Origin of the sequence: Proteiniphilum sp. (genome assembly GCF_040307845.1) — a bacterium.
In the GTDB taxonomy this organism is placed as follows: domain Bacteria; phylum Bacteroidota; class Bacteroidia; order Bacteroidales; family Dysgonomonadaceae; genus Proteiniphilum.
Genome location: NZ_JAWRIS010000028.1, coordinates 15,300 through 32,913, shown reverse-complemented (window position 1 = coordinate 32,913; position 17,614 = coordinate 15,300). Strand labels below are relative to the sequence as shown.

The window sequence follows — 17,614 nt, the reverse complement described above, 5'->3', positions numbered from 1 at the left end:
AGTTCCACCTAACCACTTAACCACTTAGGCACTTTTCCACTTTTCCACTTTTCCACTTTCTAAGAAAGCATCACCTGTCCTCCGGTGATCGGCAAGGCCTGCCCCGTCTCACCACACTGGTCCATCAGGTAAAGCACGCCCCTGGTCACATCTTCGGGCGTACACCCTTTTCCCATTGGGACTTTAGATAAATAAAACGCTTTCACATCTTCAATAGTTTTTGCTCCCGGTACCTTACCTGCTTTCAGGTATTGCACGAACAATCCGTTGTCGGGATCGCTCCAGAGAGGTCCTTCGTAGAAGTTCCCGGGACAGATAGAATTGACTTTGATACGGTATGGCGCCAGTTCCAGCGCAAAGGACTGGGTAAGCCCGATTCCTCCGAACTTTCCACCGGCATAGGCGAAATTGGCTTTGCTGCCTTGCAGCCCCGACTTGGAATTGATCTGAATAATATCAGCATAATAATCTGCACGAGCATATCTGGTCTGCAATTTCATGACCTTAGTGACCATTTTCGTACAATAGAAATAGGCATTGTAATTTATTTTGGTGACGAAATCAAAATTCTCCGGCGTCATATCGTCCAGACCTCCTGCACGAAGTACCCCGGCGTTGCTGATAAAACAATCGATTGCCCCGAATTGACAAATTGTTTCGTGGATAAGATTCTCCAAACTTGCCATGTCAGTCACATTGGTCTTCACGAAAAAAGCTCTGTTACTTTTCGCGATACGGTTGAATTCTTCGGCTGTGGCACTGCCTGCCTCCTCATTCAGGTCGGCAATCACGATATTGGCTCCCTCCTGTAGGAGGCATCGCCCGATCCCTTCACCGAAACCCTGGGCAGCACCGGTAATCACGACGGTTTTATTCTCCGCACGTCCCCGGGATGTCCCTCCTGCCACACTGCGGCGGTAGTTTTCCACCTCCCAGTTGTCGATAAAGTCTATCTGTTCCTGCGTCATCGGGTGCGGCCCTCCGAATGAATGGGCGAGATAGGCAACCTTCATCGCGTCTTCGAACACATCCAGGATGATGTCGCATTGCCCGGCATTATCGCCTACGGCCACCAACCCGATTCCTTTTATCAATATCACTTTAGGTTGATAACCCAATTTCTCAATAAAGGCAGGAATCACTTTCTGAGCTTCCCCCAACACCGCTTCAGGTGTTTCACCGTTCAGGAAAATATAATTTGATTTACAATAGACAATGGCATCCGGCGTAAACGGTTTAGCAATATCTATCTGTTTCCCGGGGCTGTCGTAATAATATTTGATCAGTTCGTTTTTCCTCACCTTCAATATTTTCAACCCTTGGGCCGACAACATCATCCTTAGCGCTGGAAGAATTTCTTCGGTACAACGGCAAGTATCTCTCTCTCCGGTAGGTGACGATGTTGAAACAGACTGTTCCAATTTTTGAAAGATTTCGGAATAAATCTTTTGTATCTCTTCGATGGTAGGCGCGGCGACAAAAATACCGTGGTTCTGCAACCAGATTATCTGAGGTTCCTCATTATGCGTTGTCCGGTACTTTTTGATCCGCTCATATACCTTTTTGAACAACACATAGCCCGGGTCGGTATATTCTATATACAATGCTTTTTCGCCGAAAAGCCGTTTCAATTCTGAGTTCGCATTTTGCGCGCACATCAATCCGTTCACTGCCGTCGGGTGCAGGTGTACCACAAAAGGATAATTGATCACATTGTGCATCGATGTCTCCACCGAAGGGCGTCTCCCTTTAGTGAGGGTTGCCCCGGCCAGGTCATTTTTTACCTGCTCCTCCCGCTCTGTCGGATCCGGGCTATACGCTTTCTCCGACATTGGGTCGAGTTTACTTCTGTCGAGTACGGCAAAACCCTCTTCGGTTATGGTCGCCAATGCAGCGCCGCTGGCCTTCACCCAAATCTTTTCCTTGTTCTTGTAAGATGTATTACCTCCACCGGCAATTACAAAACGGCTGTCCTGCCCGTAAAACCGCGATATATAAATTAAATCGCGTATTCCGAAAATATCATTTTCAGGCAGAAAAGTTTGAGACTCTTGTTCCATCTTTATCCTGTTTTTTATTCGTTCCGATCTGATAAATTATAAACAATGATTTTTTGGAAGAGTACATCTCCCAATATCTCCAAATCATACCGTTTAGAGCGGTCGACATCCCCGTTTAGACCTGTGTACCCGAGCAATCTCTGTTTTAGCAAATGCTGATGCGCCATAATAACACAGGCCCCATTATAGTTAATTTCCATAAGCTTATCGGTCAAAGGTACTCCCCCCCTTGCAAACAGTTCAATAGGCTCCATGGCAGGCGTATTGTGTTCACTGCCGAAAGTCACCACAAAACCCTGTTCATAGAGATAGGTGGCATATTTCTCCAAAAGATGCACATCATTACGGGTAGTAATAAATTCCACCGAATGGAATCCCCGTTCGGTTAGTTGTTTAGCCACCCGTTCCAGGTCATTTTCAAAATCGGTATAATTCCCGTTCGCATCGTCCGCGAGGAAGGGATAAGTAGGAATACCACCGGCGGCAATGATGATTTCCTGCACAGTTTCCATCGGCAGGAAAGCGGAAGCCTCTTCCGGAACGAATGCCGCACCACCCGCTTTCAACAGGTTGGCACGGATTTCATTCTCTACGCCGGCAAGGTCATCCAACGACGATTTCAACACCTTTCCGTCAAAGATTTTTTCAAATAATTCCCTTATCCGCGATTCGTCATTGCTACAGGCCTCATACACACTTATGCGCAACGCTTTTGCCAGGTGGCGCTCACGAATCAACCCTTTTGTCAATTCATTGGTTATCCGGTTAAAGTCAAGTGCAAAGCCACATTTTTTCTGCAGAAGCAATTCGTTCAGCTTTCCACACATCGCCTCCACCTGTCGATTGGCCTCATTCCTCACATTGGACAATAGGGTTGCGTAAGGCTCCTTCAAGTGGAAAGGATAAGACAATCCCTTACCGCTCAGATATATACGCCCCGGATTGGCAGGATCATTCACTCGTAATCCCGCTTTCTGGTCTTCCTCATTCAGGCTGATAAACTCGATACCGAAAAGCGGATAGAGTCTCCTCCTCGCACAACCATCAGCCCACTCCTGGTATCCCTCGGCAGTATAAAAATCATTGATACCCACCACTTTCACCTCCTCGGCAACCGCCCTGTCCAGCGCGTCATTCACATCGGAAAACGCACTGAACGAGTAAGGCGTATGCATGTGTGCGTTCACTTTCGCACAATTATCCAATTGACTCATCTTCCAATCATTTTCACTTTTCCACATCAACTAAACACCTTTCTTCGCTCTCCTGATCAACTCCCCATCGGTAAAGTTCTGGCCGGGAATATAATCTTTGAGCGGTTGGATACGTTCGTTGACCATGTCCAGGAACCAGCCTGGCTGTGGGAAGAACGACTCTTCCAATTCGTGTGCCGGAGTGATCCAGTTGCGTGAACCCAGCACACAGACGGGTGCATCGAGATAATCAAATGCGAGTTGACCGATATTGGCGGCGAGGTCGTTCAGGAAAGAACCACGCGCGGTGGCATCACCGGCCACAATGATTTTTCCGGTTTTCTTCACCGACTCCAGTACCTTTTCATAATTGAATGGCACTAACGAACGGGCGTCGATCACCTCTGCACTCATGCCGTATTTGTCTTCCAACTCTTTCGCAGCTTTTAAAGCGGGATAGAGCGTATGACCGATGGTCAGGAATGTGATATCCCTACCCTCTTTCTTCACATCCGGCTCACCGATAGGGATCTCGTAGTAACCGGTGGGAACACCTCCTTCATGGAACTGTTCTCCTATATCATAAATACGTTGGCTTTCAAAGAAGATAACCGGGTCGGTACCCTGCAAAGCGGCATTCATCAATCCCTTGGCATCATAAGGTGTCACCGGGAAGCACACTTTCAGGCCGGGGATATGAGCGACAAGCGATGTCCAGTCCTGCGAATGCTGAGCTCCATATTTCGATCCTACCGATACACGGACCACCATCGGCATTTTCAATACGTTACCGCTCATGGCTTGCCATTTGGGTAACTGGTTAAAAATCTCGTCACCGGCACGGCCAATAAAGTCGCAATACATGATCTCGGGGATCACACGACCGCCACACATGGCGTAACCGATAGCTGTTCCCACGATGGATGCCTCGGCGATCGGCGAATTGAACAGACGGTGATAGGGCAACGATTCGGTCAGCCCCCCATAGACGGCAAACGCACCGCCCCAATCACGGTTCTCTTCACCGTAAGCGATCAGGGAAGCATCTTTATAGAAACGGTCGATAATAGCCTCGAAAAGTCCATCCCGCAGGTGGAACTGCTTCATTTTGCTGAAAGGCTTACCTTCGGCATCAAAAGCAAAGCGCTCCTTATTCGCAATTTTTTTCACCCTTGGATTTTCTTCCAGCGGCATCAGCACTTCCGGCTTCTCGTTGGAGAAACTGTCCACGGAACCATCAGAGAACATCATATCTCCAATAATATCCGGATTTTCCATTCTGGGCGAGATTTCGTCATCGATCGCCTTGAGAAACATTTCATTGACCAGCGCACGTATATCGTCGGAGATCAAGTCGAGGTCGGCTTGGGTAGCTACTCCTGCTTCGAGCAACTGTTCGCCATAACTGCGGATACAATCCTGTGATTCCCATGCTTCCACCTCCTCCTTGGAACGGTACGACGATGCATCGGAAGGCGAGTGTCCACTGTAACGGTACGTCAATACATCCAGCAATACCGGGCCTCTCTTCTCTTCAATGATTTTACGTTTACGTTTATAGGCATCGATCACAGCCAACGGATTGTAACCATCCACCCGTTCTGCATGCATTTGGTCGGGGTTCACGCCGGCACCGATACGTGCGGCAATACCGTAGCCCATCGTCTCGCCACAGGTCTGGCCTCCCATACCGTACTGGTTGTTCATTATATTGATGATCACGGGAAGACCACCCTTCATGTCACCTTCCCAGAGTTGCGTAAACTGGTCCATCGAAGCAAAAGTGAGCCCTTCCCACACCGGGCCGCACGCCATGGAGGCATCACCGATATTGGCCACGACAAGCCCCGGTTTACGGTTCACTTTCTTGTACAAAGAGGCACCCACAGCTATATCTCCCGATCCGCCGACGATGGCATTGTTGGGATAAACGCCGAACGGGGTGAAGAAGGCATGCATCGATCCCCCCAATCCCTTATTGAAGCCGGTCTTACGGGCAAAAATCTCGGCCAATGTACCATATACCAGAAATCTTCTTGCCAGTTCCTTGACCGATCCCTCAAAATCTTTTTTCACGATCTTATAAATCACACCATCAAAAAAGTTTTCCATGATGGCGATAAGCTGCTGGTCATCCAACTGATGGATGGCCGACATCCCCTTGGCCAGAATTTCGCCGTGCGAGCGGTGGCTTCCGAAAATAAAATCGTCCACCGTCAGTGTCCAGGCCATACCCACGGCCGACGATTCCTGCCCGATAGATAAGTGCGCAGGACCGGGATGGTTATAGGGTGTACCGTTGTATTCACCTTGCGTCTTGATCAGATTCAGCATGGTTTCAAATTCCCGGATCAATACCATATCATGGTAAATCGCCTTGAATTCCTCCGTGGTAAAATTCTCTTTTTCTTCTTGCACTGTTTTCCGGTACTGGTTGACAGGTATCGGTTGAAACTCCACAAACCCGGGTTTGCGTGCTTCGGTGGGATCTATAAGTTGTACTTTGGGCATTTTATTTTGATTTATTGATTTACTAATTTATTGATTTGATGATTATGTAATTTAGGAGTGAAGGAGTTTTACAATTCATTGTCAATTATCCATTGTCTATTGTCAATTAACAAAGTCTCTATTCTTTTCCACCTTTCCACTTAGGCACCTAACCACTTAGGCACTTTACAAGAAGACAGTTTCCTTAATAATTTCACTGACGGTGGGATGCGGAAAAACGACCTCCTGCATCTCTTTCAGCGTCATTTCCTGCTCAATAGCGATACAGGCGCCATAAATGATTTCGCTAACGGGATTACCCAGCATATGCACACCAATCACCTCGCCATGCTTTTCGCCGACCAACACTTTACAGAGTCCGCTTCCACCTTCATTTTCGGCAACAAACCGCCCGGCATAAGCCATAGGCAATTTAGCCACCTTATAAGCAATATTTTTGGCTTTGGCCGACTCTTCGGTCTCTCCAACGCCGGCCACTTCCGGATTGGTATATACTACTCCCGGAATAGCATTGTAACGCATGATATCGGGTCTACCGGTAAGGTTATTGACTACCACCTCACCCTCACGGCTTGCCGTATGGGCCAGCAATGAAAAGCCGGTCACATCACCTGCGGCATACACACCGGGAACGTTGGTCCGCATTTTTTCGTCCACCTTGATGCCACCCCGTACCAGCTCGACACCCAGGTTCTCCAGGCCGAAGCCTTGCGTAACGGGACGGCGACCCACACTTAGCAATATCTTTTCACCTTCTATCGTTTCCGTCTTTCCATCTTTCTCAAAAATGACCTTGTTACCCTCAAGCTGTGTCACTTTCGCGTTCAGATGGAAAGTAATACCTTTCTTTGTATAGATTTCACGAAGCATGGCAGAGATTTCGAAGTCGAGTCCTCCAAGGATTTCAGGAAGCATTTCCACTACAACCACTTTGGAGCCCAAGCTATTGTAAAAACTGGCAAACTCCATTCCTATCACACCGCCGCCGATGACGACGAGTGATTCGGGACGTTCGGTCAACTCCAGTATCTCACGGTTGGTAACAACCACCTCTCCTGCTTCCTGCAGTCCGGGTATGGGCGGCACGGATGCTTCCGATCCTGTACAGACAAGGAGATTCTTACCCACATATTTTTCACCGTTGCCGGTTATCTCGATTCCTTCCGATGAACGCCCGTTGATATAGGCTTCACCTTTTATCACTGTCACTTTATTGGCTTTCATCTTGCCTTCCACCCCGAGTACAAGCTTACGTACCACTTTCTTTTTACGGGACACCATTTTTCCGTAATCAAAACGGATATTATCCCCAAAAACACCATAGAGGTCTCCGTGCAGCGCATTTTCATAAGTCTTGGCACTGTAAAGCAATGTTTTGGTGGGAATACATCCTTCATTCAGGCATACTCCTCCCATTGCTTTCTTCTCGAACAGCGCCACATTCAGCCCCTTATGCCCGGCCCGTTCAGCCGCCACATACCCGGCGGGACCTCCACCGATAATCAGTAAATCGTACATAATATTTTCTTTAGAGCAAAGAATCAAGAATCATTAAAGAGTCAAGAGCCAAGAATCAAGAGCCAAGACATTGGATTCAAAAAATTCTCTGACAGGATTATTATTAAAACATTTCAAAAATCATTTACAATATAACAACTAAACGCCCTATAGTTCATTAAACAACGTATCTTATGCCTTGAATCTTAACTCTTGATTCTTATACATCCCATACCAGATTTTCAATCTCTATCGCAATCTGCTTCAGGAAGCGGGTAGCTTCCCCTCCGTCTAATGAACGGTGGTCGTAAGTCAGGCTCAAACCGATAAAGGGTACAAAAGCATACACGCCGTCGCCAATATCTTTGGGGCGCGGCACGATGGTATTCACACCAAGTATAGCCGACTGGGGCAGGTTAATGACCGGCGTAAACATTTCCACGCCATAATTACCCAGATTCGATACAGTAAACGTACCGGCTTCCGGGGAGAGGATATCCGGGTTCACACTACCATTCCTGCAGGCCGAGGCAATTTCCTTAAACTGCCGCGCCAAACCGGTAATAGAGAGGTCATCGGCATTGCGTACGACCGGCACCATCAACCCCCTATCGGTATCCACCGCCAGACCAAGATGTATCTTGTTAAAATAACGGATGTTGTCACCCAAAAAATGGGTATTGACATTGGGGAATTTCTTCAGCGCCTTGATAACAGAGAAGCAGACCATATCATTTAGCGTAATATTGATATCAAGCTTTCCTTCTTCCAACATCGCTTTCGCTTTTTTTCTAAGTTCCAGTATTCTCCTGGCATCTGCTCCCAAATGGTGGGTAAGTTGCGCTGAATTCTGCAGGGAAGCGTGCATCGAACGGGCGATGATCTTGCGCATATTGGAAATTTTCCGGTCTTCATAATCCTTGCCGTAAATAGTATTCACGGGGGCGGATAAGTCGGAAGCCCTGGCCGTCCCTGCAAGTCCCGTTCCGGACGACTGCGGCAGCATGCCCTCTTCGGCTGCCAATTTCTTTGCCAGCGGTGTCATCTTCGGACGATCTTGTAAGACCGCCTCTATATCTTTTTCTATGATACGTCCTTTTGGTCCGCTTCCGGAAAGAGCGGAGGTGTCGACAGCATTTTTCCCTGCCAGTTTCCGGGCACGCGGGGAAACAGGGGTTACGCCGGATTGTACATTTTGCGAAGCAGGACTTTCTCCCTGTCCCGGCACTTCACCGATTAACGGGGTGGTTGCCGCGGAGTCCGCAACACCTCCTGTGGAAAGACCGGCACTACCCGGTGCAATGGTCCCCTTCGACGTTTCTTGCGGCGCTTCACGCCCGGCCAGCAACGGAGAGATATCTTCTCCCGGTTCGCCGATGATCATCATATTTTCCAATACGGGTACTTCATCGCCTTCACCGTAAAAGCATTCAAGCACTACCCCTTCCGAAGGAGCCTCTTCTTCAAACGAAGCTTTATCCGTCTCATAGGAAAAGAGAACGTCTCCCTTTTGCACGGTATCCCCTTTTTTCTTTTTCAATTCGGTTATGATACAACTCTCTACTGATTGCCCCTGTTTGGGCATGATTACTACAACTGCCATTTATGCATGATTTAAGTATGCTACATATAATTTTGACCACTGCCAACTGTGCTGAACTATGCTGACACAAAGATATCATTATCTATGATAGAATCCAAAGATAAATGCCATTAAATTGGCATTTAATATTTTCGAATCTCCAAAGGTCATTTTATTTAATTCATTCAATTTAAGCGACACAGAAAATATTGGCAAATATACATCATTCGGTTTCATGATCAATTCAATAATTGATCTTTCATATATTGTTTTTGACATGAGTTTCATTTAACGGATGTTATTACTCAATAATTAAAAAAAGTCTCTATTTTTTGATGACCATCCCTGCAATTGCTTATAGTATCTGAAATACAAGTGTCATTTTACACAATAAGGTTAACAAAACTACCAAATTGTCCAGATATTATACTTCCGGATATTTTCATCTTTAGTCATAATGGTCAATTGATTGGCAATACACTGTGAAACCAGATCAAAGCACGAGTATCCCATAGTAATTCCATCACATATATGCTTTAAAAACTTCCAAAGGATCATCAAAATCAGCCGACATATAGATCTGCCCCTTGACACTTCCGTATCAAGGACTTTATTCTTTAGCTCTTTTTTCCTCTTAGCCAACAGGAACTCAACAAAATTGTTAACCTCTGATTTCAAGTCGTTGCGCAGATGCAGATATTGTAAATTTGTATATAACCGTATCTGCTCCATATATTATCACATTTTACGACAAATATGGCGAAAGTCGAATACAGAGCCAAGTTTACTTGAGCTATGCTGAGACGTATCCTATATTTTACAAACTTAAATAAAAAAGTCGAGATTTTATATACGGGCAAATAAAAATCAAGGCCACAGCGTTCTATAAGCAATTAACGTGCTCTTGGGCACAAAGTTTCATTAAAAAACATAACATTATGAGAACAGTCTGCGGCCTTGACATCCACAAAGATAGCATTTTCATGTGTATTCTGGATGAGCAGGGCAAAAAAAGTGAAGGGAAGTTTGGTGTTTCCACCCGCGAGATCAAGGAACTGTCCGCCAGTTGCACTTATATGGTGGATAACTACCCCGTTTTGCAAACTGACTCCGGCAGGGAAATTCCTTTTGAACACGAGCAAGATAAGAGTTCGAAGAGGAAATATAATAAAAGCCGAATAACAAGCTAAACTTGTTTGGGATTACTTGAGGCACACCTTATATTCTACAACTATACATGAAAATCCTGATATTTCCCAACACTTGAAATGAAAACAAACCATAAGCAAAAATACATATAGCTAAGCATTATCAAAAAGCACAGTCATAAAATCATTTATTTGATTGCATATATTCAATTTATCCTGTATGTTTGCAGACAATCTTTAAAAAAATTTGGATTTAACCTCATCATGAGCGTAGATAATTTAATGTCATTTTTAGCAATCGATTTAGGTGCCAGCAGCGGGAGAGCCATGTTGGGAACGATACAAAACGACCGATTAGAGTTAAGGGAAATAAGCCGTTTTCCTAATCCGATCATCGAGGTAAATGGCCGGTTATACTGGGATTTGTTCCATCTGTATAACCAGGTAATAGGGGCATTGCAGGAGGTCAAATCACATAGGCTGCATGTCACATCACTGGGTATCGATACCTGGGGAGTAGACTTTGTCTGTTTCGGAAAAGATGGGGAGCCGTTGCGCATGCCTTACAGTTACAGGGATCCCCGTACGTTTGACGCTCCAGAGCGTTTTTTCACCAGAATTTCCAAGGAAAAGGTGTACCAAAAAACAGGAATTCAGATCATGAATTTCAACACGTTGTTCCAGCTTGATACCCTGAGGAGTGAAGATTCATCTATCTATCCCGTAATCGACAAAATATTATTCATGCCGGATGCACTCTCCTACCTGTTGACCGGAAAAATGGTGACGGAATATACGATCGCCTCCACATCACAAATGCTTAATCCTTATACCAAACAATTCGACAAGTCGTTTCTTCAAGCCTTGCAACTGAACGACAATCACTTTGGAATGCAGGTATTTCCGGGATATAAGATCGGTAACATATCCTCTTCCGTACAGCGCCTGACCGGCTTGCAGGATCTGTCTGTCATTGCCGTTGCCGGCCACGACACGGCTTCTGCCGTTTTAGCTACTCCGGCGAAAGATGAGAATTTCGCTTATCTCAGTTCGGGGACCTGGTCGCTGATGGGCATAGAATCGAAAGAGCCTGTCATTAACGACGAGACTTTCACTCTCAACTTCACCAACGAAGGGGGTGCCGACGGATCTATCCGCCTGTTGAAGAATATCTGCGGCATGTGGTTGATCGAACAATGTAAAAAGGAATGGGGGGATAAACAACCTGTCTCTTATGAAGAGATAGTCGCTGCAGCGAAACAGTCGGCTCCATTTCAATGTTTCATCAATCCTGATTCTCCTTGCTTTGCTGCCCCCGGATCTATGACTGCTACTATCCAGGCTTACTGCAAAGAAACAAATCAGCATATTCCCCAAACCATGGGAGAAATAGCCCGTTGCATCTACGAAAGCCTCGCTTTCCGCTATAAACAGGTTCTGGCAAACCTGCAGCAACTGGCCACATTTCCTATCGACACCTTACATATTATCGGTGGAGGAGCTCAGAACAAACTGCTCAATTCCTTTACGGCAAACGCTATCGGTAAGCCTGTAATTGCAGGGCCGTCTGAAGCCACAGCAATGGGAAATATTTTATTACAGGCCAAAGCAGCCGGTATAGTCAACGACAAGCAAGAGATGCGCCAAATCGTGCGAAACTCTATTCATCTTGATACTTTCGAACCCGAAGATACTGTCCTATGGGACAGCCACTACAGCGATTACCTGAATGTTTACAGGGAAATATAAGAAGTGGAAAGATGGAAGCTAAAATTTAACAACAAAAGTAAAGAAGTTAGAGCTAAGTCTTTATTCTTTGCTCTTTACTCTTTGCTCTAATAATAAATCGTATGAAAGAAGAACAATTGAAAAAAGCGTATGAAGATGCAAAGGCACAATACGCATCGCTGGGGGTAGATGTAGACAAGGCACTGGAGAAATTGAATAATCTCTCTATTTCCATCCATTGCTGGCAGGCAGATGATGTTTTAGGGTTTGAAAATCCGGAGGGCGGCCTTACCGGTGGCATCCAAGCAACCGGCAACTATCCGGGCAGGGCAAGGAACATAGAAGAAATACGGAAAGATTACGAGAAGGTACTCTCGCTTATCCCGGGGATACACAGGATCAGTCTGCATGCCATTTACGGCGATTTCGGCGGTGAATTCGTGGACCGCGACCAGATTGAGCCGAAGCATTTCCAATCGTGGATCGACTGGGCGAAGAAGGTGGGTGTGAAACTCGATTTCAACTGTACGCTCTTCTCCCATGCCAAAGGAGAAAGTGGATACATGATTTCCCATTTTGATCCTGAGATCAGAGAATTCTGGAAAGAGCACCTGCGCCGTTGCCGTCGTATCGCGGCAGAGATCGGACGCCAACAGGGAGATCCTTGTATCCATAACATCTGGTTCCCCGACGGTGAAAAAGATAAAACAGTTTCACGATTTGCGCACAGGCAATTGATGAAAGAAGCGCTCGACGACGTCTTTTCCGAAAAAATCAGTACAGAATACCTGAAAGATTGTGTGGAATGCAAACTGTTCGGTATCGGTAGTGAAAGTTATGTAGTAGGATCGCATGAATTTTATATGGGATACGCGGTAAAAAACAATATGATGCTGACGCTCGATGCCGGACACTTCCATCCAACCGAGTCAATAGCTGACAAGATCTCGTCCATGTTGCTTTTCGTTCCCGAACTCAATCTGCATGTAAGCCGTCCGGAACGTTGGGACAGTGACCATGTGGTAACCATGACCGACGAATTAATGGCTTTAACCCAGGAAATCGTCCGCTCGGGCCATGCCGACCGTGTGCATGTGGGACTCGATTATTTTGATGCATCCATCAACCGCATAGGAGCCTATGTAGTGGGGATCCGCTCGACACAGAGAGCCATGCTGCAAGCACTGCTGGAACCCACCGAAAAACTGAGGGAATTTGAATTGCAGGATAAGAATTTCCAACGTCTGGCCTATCTCGAAGAATTGAAATCGATGCCCTGGAACGCTGTTTATAACTACTATTGCCAGCAACAGGCAGTACCTGTCGGTGATGCATATATCAGGGATATCCAGGAATATGAAGATCAGGTAACCTCTAAACGAGTCTAAACGATGAATACAATTCTGGGTTTAATAATTATTGCTGTGGGAAGTATGGGCCAATCGAGCTCATACGTCCCCATCAATAAAATAAAGGAGTGGTCGTGGGAAAACTTCTGGTTGACACAAGGAGTTTTCGCATGGCTGGTCTTCCCTATCTTAGGGGCATTCCTTGCCATCTCCCCTTCCGGTTTAATCGGGATATATACCGCCAACGCAGCAGCCTCATGGCAAGCTATAGGCTACGGAGTACTTTGGGGTATCGGCGGATTGACTTTCGGGTTAAGCATGCGTTTTCTGGGTATTGCACTCGGACAATCAGTGGCTTTAGGCACCTGTGCGGCTTTCGGGACACTAATCCCTGCAATGCTTGCCGGCACTGATCTTTTCTCCCCGAAAGGGATCGTCCTCTTGGTAGCTGTGGCCGTCACACTGGTAGGCATCGCCCTGGTAGGGTATGCCGGTAGCCTTCGTTCTAAAAATATGTCCGAAGAGGAAAGAAAAAAAGCGATCAAGGATTTTGCACTCAAGAAAGGGCTACTGATAGCTTTGTTTGCCGGTGTGATGAGCGCTTGCTTCAGCCTTGGACTCAGTGCCGGAATACCGGTAAAGGAAGCGGCTATTGCTGCCGGTGCCAAGGAGTTGTTCGCGCAGAATCCCGTTACGCTGTTGGTCACCATCGGTGGATTTATGACCAACCTGGTTTATTGTCTCTATATGAACCGGAAAAATAAAACCGGAGGAGAAATAAAACGTTCTTCAAGACCTGTTTTAGTAAATAATCTTCTGTTCTGTGCACTGGCCGGGCTTCTCTGGTACTCCCAATTCTTCGGTCTGGGTATGGGGCAAAGTTTTTTCGAACCGGGCAGTGTAATGATGGCATTTTCATGGAGTATATTGATGTCGTTGAACGTAGTTTTCAGCAACGTATGGGGCATTATCCTGAAAGAATGGAAAGGTGCGGGGAAAAAGGCTGTCGTTTTTCTGGTTTTCGGTATGGCAGTGTTGATCATTTCATTGGTAATACCTAATCTGTTTTAATCTTTTCTTTTTTTGTAAATCATAGGTTGATCTGAAAATATTTGCAATGTGCCGCGACAGATTGATGAATGCGGCAGGAACTGAATTCGGTTTATTTATGTAAATTTACACTCTAAATAGCGTTTTCGTTATGCCATAATGAGTAATAAAATTTAAAACGCCTATTTACAAAGAAAATGAACGTGCAAATCTAAACAGAAACAACATGAGGTACAATGATTTTGGCATCGACTTTAAATACCTGTTAGTCAACGAAAAAGATAAGAAATTTGGGTTGACGGTCAATACCGTTGGGTTTCAACCAATAGCACCTAATACGGTATATCCGTCTACAGAACATCCAAAAAATTACTACTTCACCCCAAATAACGGACGTATTTTATCAGAGTATCAGATAGTATATATTAGTAAAGGTAAGGGAGTTTTTTCATCCAATTCCACGAAAAGAACAAGTATTGGCAAAGGACAGGTTATTTTTCTTTTTCCCGGACAATGGCATACTTACTGTCCGCTCCAAGAGACTGGTTGGAACGAGTACTATATTGGCTTTGAAGGAAAAATCATCGATGATATTGTAGTGACCGGTTTTATATCTGCAGAAAATCAGATCCTCGATGTAGGGGTGAATGAAGATCTGGTACACCTGTTTTCTACCGCCATCAAAGTAGCGAAAGAAGACAAAACGGCTGCTCAACAAAATCTCGCAGGAATAGCTTTTAACATCCTGGGTACAATTTTATCGCTGGCACAAAACAGGAATTTCGAATCGAGGGATTCAGCTCAAAAGATAGAACAGGCCAAAGTTATCATGATTGAAAATATCTATAAAAATATTGATATCAAAGGTATTGCCACAAATTTGGGAATCAGCTATTCTTTATTCAGAAAAGCCTTTAAGGAGTATACGGGTTATGCTCCGGCACAATATTTTCAGGAATTAAAATTAAGAAAGGCGAAGGAATTACTGGCGGAGACTAATTACTCTATAAAAGAAATATCTTACGAACTGAATTTTAGTTCTTATGAATACTTTTTGTCGTTCTTCAAGAAAAGAGTCGGGGTTACTCCCATGGAATACCGAAATTCAGGGCGGGTAAAACATAATAACAACTAATCCTGATTATTCATGCGCATCAAAAAAATAATAGTACTGGCGTTCTCATATTTTTTCTTATTGCCAATTATCCATGCACAGGATCAAGTTGTTCCATATGGATTAACGGTTAATTTGTTATCACAAGCCGAACAGGTATATATAAACGGGTATCCAGCTAACACACCATTAGAGAAAGCTGTTTTAGGGAGAGAAAATTTCCAGTTCACCGAAATAAGCACCCCTGTGCCATTTTTCGGATGGATGGTTCCTGTCCAAGGGGAGAATACCCATCAAACAGCCTATCAGCTATTAGTCGCATCCGAAAGGGATTTTCTGTTCAAAGATTCGGCTGATTTGTGGGACTCCGGAAAAGTGGATAAAAGTTGTTCTGTCAACGTACTTTATAGCGGTAAACAGCTCGAACCGGATAAAGTCTATTTTTGGAAAGTAAAAACGTGGAATCAGCATGGTGAAGAATCAGATTTTTCTCAAATTTCGACTTTTAAGACCGCCAAAAAGCTAACCGATTATGCTACCGACCGATATCCGATACAAAAACAAGACGAGTATCCCGTAAAAATTAATCGGATTGGCGAAATGCGTCATTTTGCCGATTTCGGGAAAGCAGCTTTCGGCAGGATTAGGGTGAATCTCTATTCTGATACCGGAACCGATAGTATAATCATCCACCTAGGTGAAACAGAAAAAAACGGTGCAGTTAACCGCTCCCCGGGGGCTTCAATCCGTTACTCCCAATACAAGATCGGATTGGATAGAGGCTGGAAAACCTATGTGATCGCCATTCGCCCCGATAAAAGGAATACCGGGCCACAGGCTGTACTGATGCCGGAATACATTGGAGAGGTAACTCCGTTCCGTTATTGCGAAGTTGAGAATTACAAGCATCTGTTACAGGAAAAAGACCTGATACGGGAGACGGTTTTTTATCCGTTCAACGATTTCGATTCATATTTCCATAGTTCCGACACCATACTCAATCAGGTTTGGGATATCAGCAAATACTCAATAAAAGCCACATCTTTCCTCGGTATATATGTCGATGGGGACCGGGAAAGAATTCCTTACGAGGCGGATGCACTGATCAATCAACTATCACACTACGGTGTGGCACGTGACTACAGCATGGCACGCTACTCGCACGAATACCTCATCCGGAAGCCGACCTGGCCGACCGAATGGCACCTGCAATCCGTTCTCATAGCATGGGAAGACTATATGTACACCGGCAATACACTCTCATTGGCACACTTCTATGAAGACCTTCAGGCAAAAACTCTGGTAGCACTCTCCGACGAGAATGGATTTATCAGTACACGTACCGGGAAGGTAACGCCGGAAGTGCTTCAATCTGTCCATTTCAACGGGGAAATGCGGGATATTGTCGATTGGCCCCACACCGGCATTCTCGGGTTGGAAAAGGAAGAAGGCGGTGAGACCGATGGCTTTGTCTTCACCGACATCAACACGGTAGTCAATGCTTTCCATTACAGGACGCTGGTTTTGATGGCGCAAATCGCGGAAACATTAGGTAAGACAGATGACCAGAAGTTTTATAAAGAACGTGCCACCAAACTAAAGCAATCTTTTAATAAATATCTTTTCGATAACAAAAGAGGCGTTTATATTGATGGCATCGGAACTGATCATGCGTCACTTCATGCCAATATGTTCCCGCTTGCTTTTGGATTGGTACCCGAAAAACAGATCGACAGCGTGTTGAACTTTATCCGTTCACGAGGGATGGCTTGCAGTGTATATGGTTCGCAGTTCCTGCTCGACGCCATCTACAATGCCAACGATGCCGGATACGGGCTGCAATTGCTGACTTCCACAGGCGAAAGAAGCTGGTACAACATGGTCCGCGTCGGCTCCACCATCACACTCGAAGCATGGGACAACAAGTATAAACCCAATCAGGATTGGAACCATGCCTGGGGTGCCGCTCCTGCCAACCTCATTCCGCGGAAACTGATGGGTATCGAGCCTTTGGAACCGGGATTCCGTAAGATCAGGATCAAGCCCCAACCGGGTTCGTTGAAATCAGCTGAGATCAAACATCCCACTATCCGGGGTGATGTAACAATGAGTTTTAATAATAATCCCGGGCAATCGTTCAGGCTTGAAGTGGATATTCCGGCCAACACAACCGCTGATATATCTCTACCTTTCTATTCCAGAAGCCAGACCACACGCATAAATGGCCAACCGGTAAAATATAGAAGGGACGGAAACTTTTCAGTCATTGAGAATATTGGTTCCGGGAAATGGGTATTCGTAGTAGAACATTGACGCACCAAAACCAACGGACGACTGCATTATATACATAGGCAAACTTTATTTCGATATAGACAGAGCCCT

Annotated in this window: 11 protein-coding genes and 1 pseudogene; 6 read left to right on the top strand and 6 right to left on the bottom strand. The window is 45.5% G+C overall.

The genetic code is table 11. The annotated features are described in order from the left end of the window. Positions 1 to 59 precede the first annotated feature (59 nt). The 6 genes and pseudogenes from ABV001_RS07045 to ABV001_RS07020 form a co-directional block, all read right to left on the bottom strand. Positions 60 to 2,060, bottom strand: a complete 2,001-nt coding sequence (locus ABV001_RS07045; protein WP_352422144.1) for an SDR family NAD(P)-dependent oxidoreductase — start codon at positions 2,058 to 2,060, stop codon at positions 60 to 62. Positions 2,061 to 2,074: 14 nt separating this feature from the next. Further along, on the bottom strand, positions 2,075 to 3,274 hold the full coding sequence (locus ABV001_RS07040) for a PHP domain-containing protein (RefSeq protein WP_352422143.1): 1,200 nt from the start codon (positions 3,272 to 3,274) through the stop codon (positions 2,075 to 2,077). A 30-nt stretch (positions 3,275 to 3,304) separates the two neighbouring features. Next, entirely contained in the window at positions 3,305 to 5,764 is a 2,460-nt protein-coding gene (locus ABV001_RS07035) for an alpha-ketoacid dehydrogenase subunit alpha/beta (RefSeq protein WP_352422142.1), read from the bottom strand. Positions 5,765 to 5,929: 165 nt separating this feature from the next. Further along, positions 5,930 to 7,282, bottom strand: coding sequence for a dihydrolipoyl dehydrogenase (lpdA, locus tag ABV001_RS07030; RefSeq protein ID WP_352422141.1), 1,353 nt, complete (start codon positions 7,280 to 7,282; stop codon positions 5,930 to 5,932). 199 nt (positions 7,283 to 7,481) lie between these two features. Next, positions 7,482 to 8,864 (bottom strand): dihydrolipoamide acetyltransferase family protein, encoded by a 1,383-nt coding sequence (locus tag ABV001_RS07025; RefSeq protein WP_352422140.1) that lies wholly within the window; start codon positions 8,862 to 8,864, stop codon positions 7,482 to 7,484. A gap of 502 nt (positions 8,865 to 9,366) precedes the next feature. Then, positions 9,367 to 9,435: pseudogene (locus ABV001_RS07020) on the bottom strand (hypothetical protein); the annotation flags it as partial. 346 nt (positions 9,436 to 9,781) lie between these two features. Between ABV001_RS07020 and ABV001_RS07015 the strand changes: the two are divergent. From ABV001_RS07015 to ABV001_RS06990, 6 genes are all read left to right on the top strand, one after another. Beyond that, positions 9,782 to 10,033 (top strand): hypothetical protein, encoded by a 252-nt coding sequence (locus tag ABV001_RS07015; RefSeq protein WP_352422139.1) that lies wholly within the window; start codon positions 9,782 to 9,784, stop codon positions 10,031 to 10,033. 240 nt (positions 10,034 to 10,273) lie between these two features. Continuing rightward, positions 10,274 to 11,740 (top strand): rhamnulokinase, encoded by a 1,467-nt coding sequence (gene rhaB / locus ABV001_RS07010; RefSeq protein ID WP_352422138.1) that lies wholly within the window; start codon positions 10,274 to 10,276, stop codon positions 11,738 to 11,740. Positions 11,741 to 11,841: 101 nt separating this feature from the next. After that, complete coding sequence (locus tag ABV001_RS07005; protein ID WP_352422137.1) at positions 11,842 to 13,107, top strand: L-rhamnose isomerase; 1,266 nt, start codon at positions 11,842 to 11,844, stop codon at positions 13,105 to 13,107. A gap of 3 nt (positions 13,108 to 13,110) precedes the next feature. Next, entirely contained in the window at positions 13,111 to 14,139 is a 1,029-nt protein-coding gene (rhaT, locus tag ABV001_RS07000) for an L-rhamnose/proton symporter RhaT (RefSeq protein WP_352422136.1), read from the top strand. A 205-nt stretch (positions 14,140 to 14,344) separates the two neighbouring features. Further along, positions 14,345 to 15,253 carry an AraC family transcriptional regulator gene (locus ABV001_RS06995; RefSeq protein ID WP_323423951.1) on the top strand — a complete coding sequence of 303 codons (909 nt, stop codon included), beginning with the start codon at positions 14,345 to 14,347 and terminating at the stop codon, positions 15,251 to 15,253. 12 nt (positions 15,254 to 15,265) lie between these two features. Beyond that, positions 15,266 to 17,545 (top strand): alpha-L-rhamnosidase-related protein, encoded by a 2,280-nt coding sequence (locus ABV001_RS06990; protein ID WP_352422135.1) that lies wholly within the window; start codon positions 15,266 to 15,268, stop codon positions 17,543 to 17,545. Positions 17,546 to 17,614 lie beyond the last annotated feature (69 nt).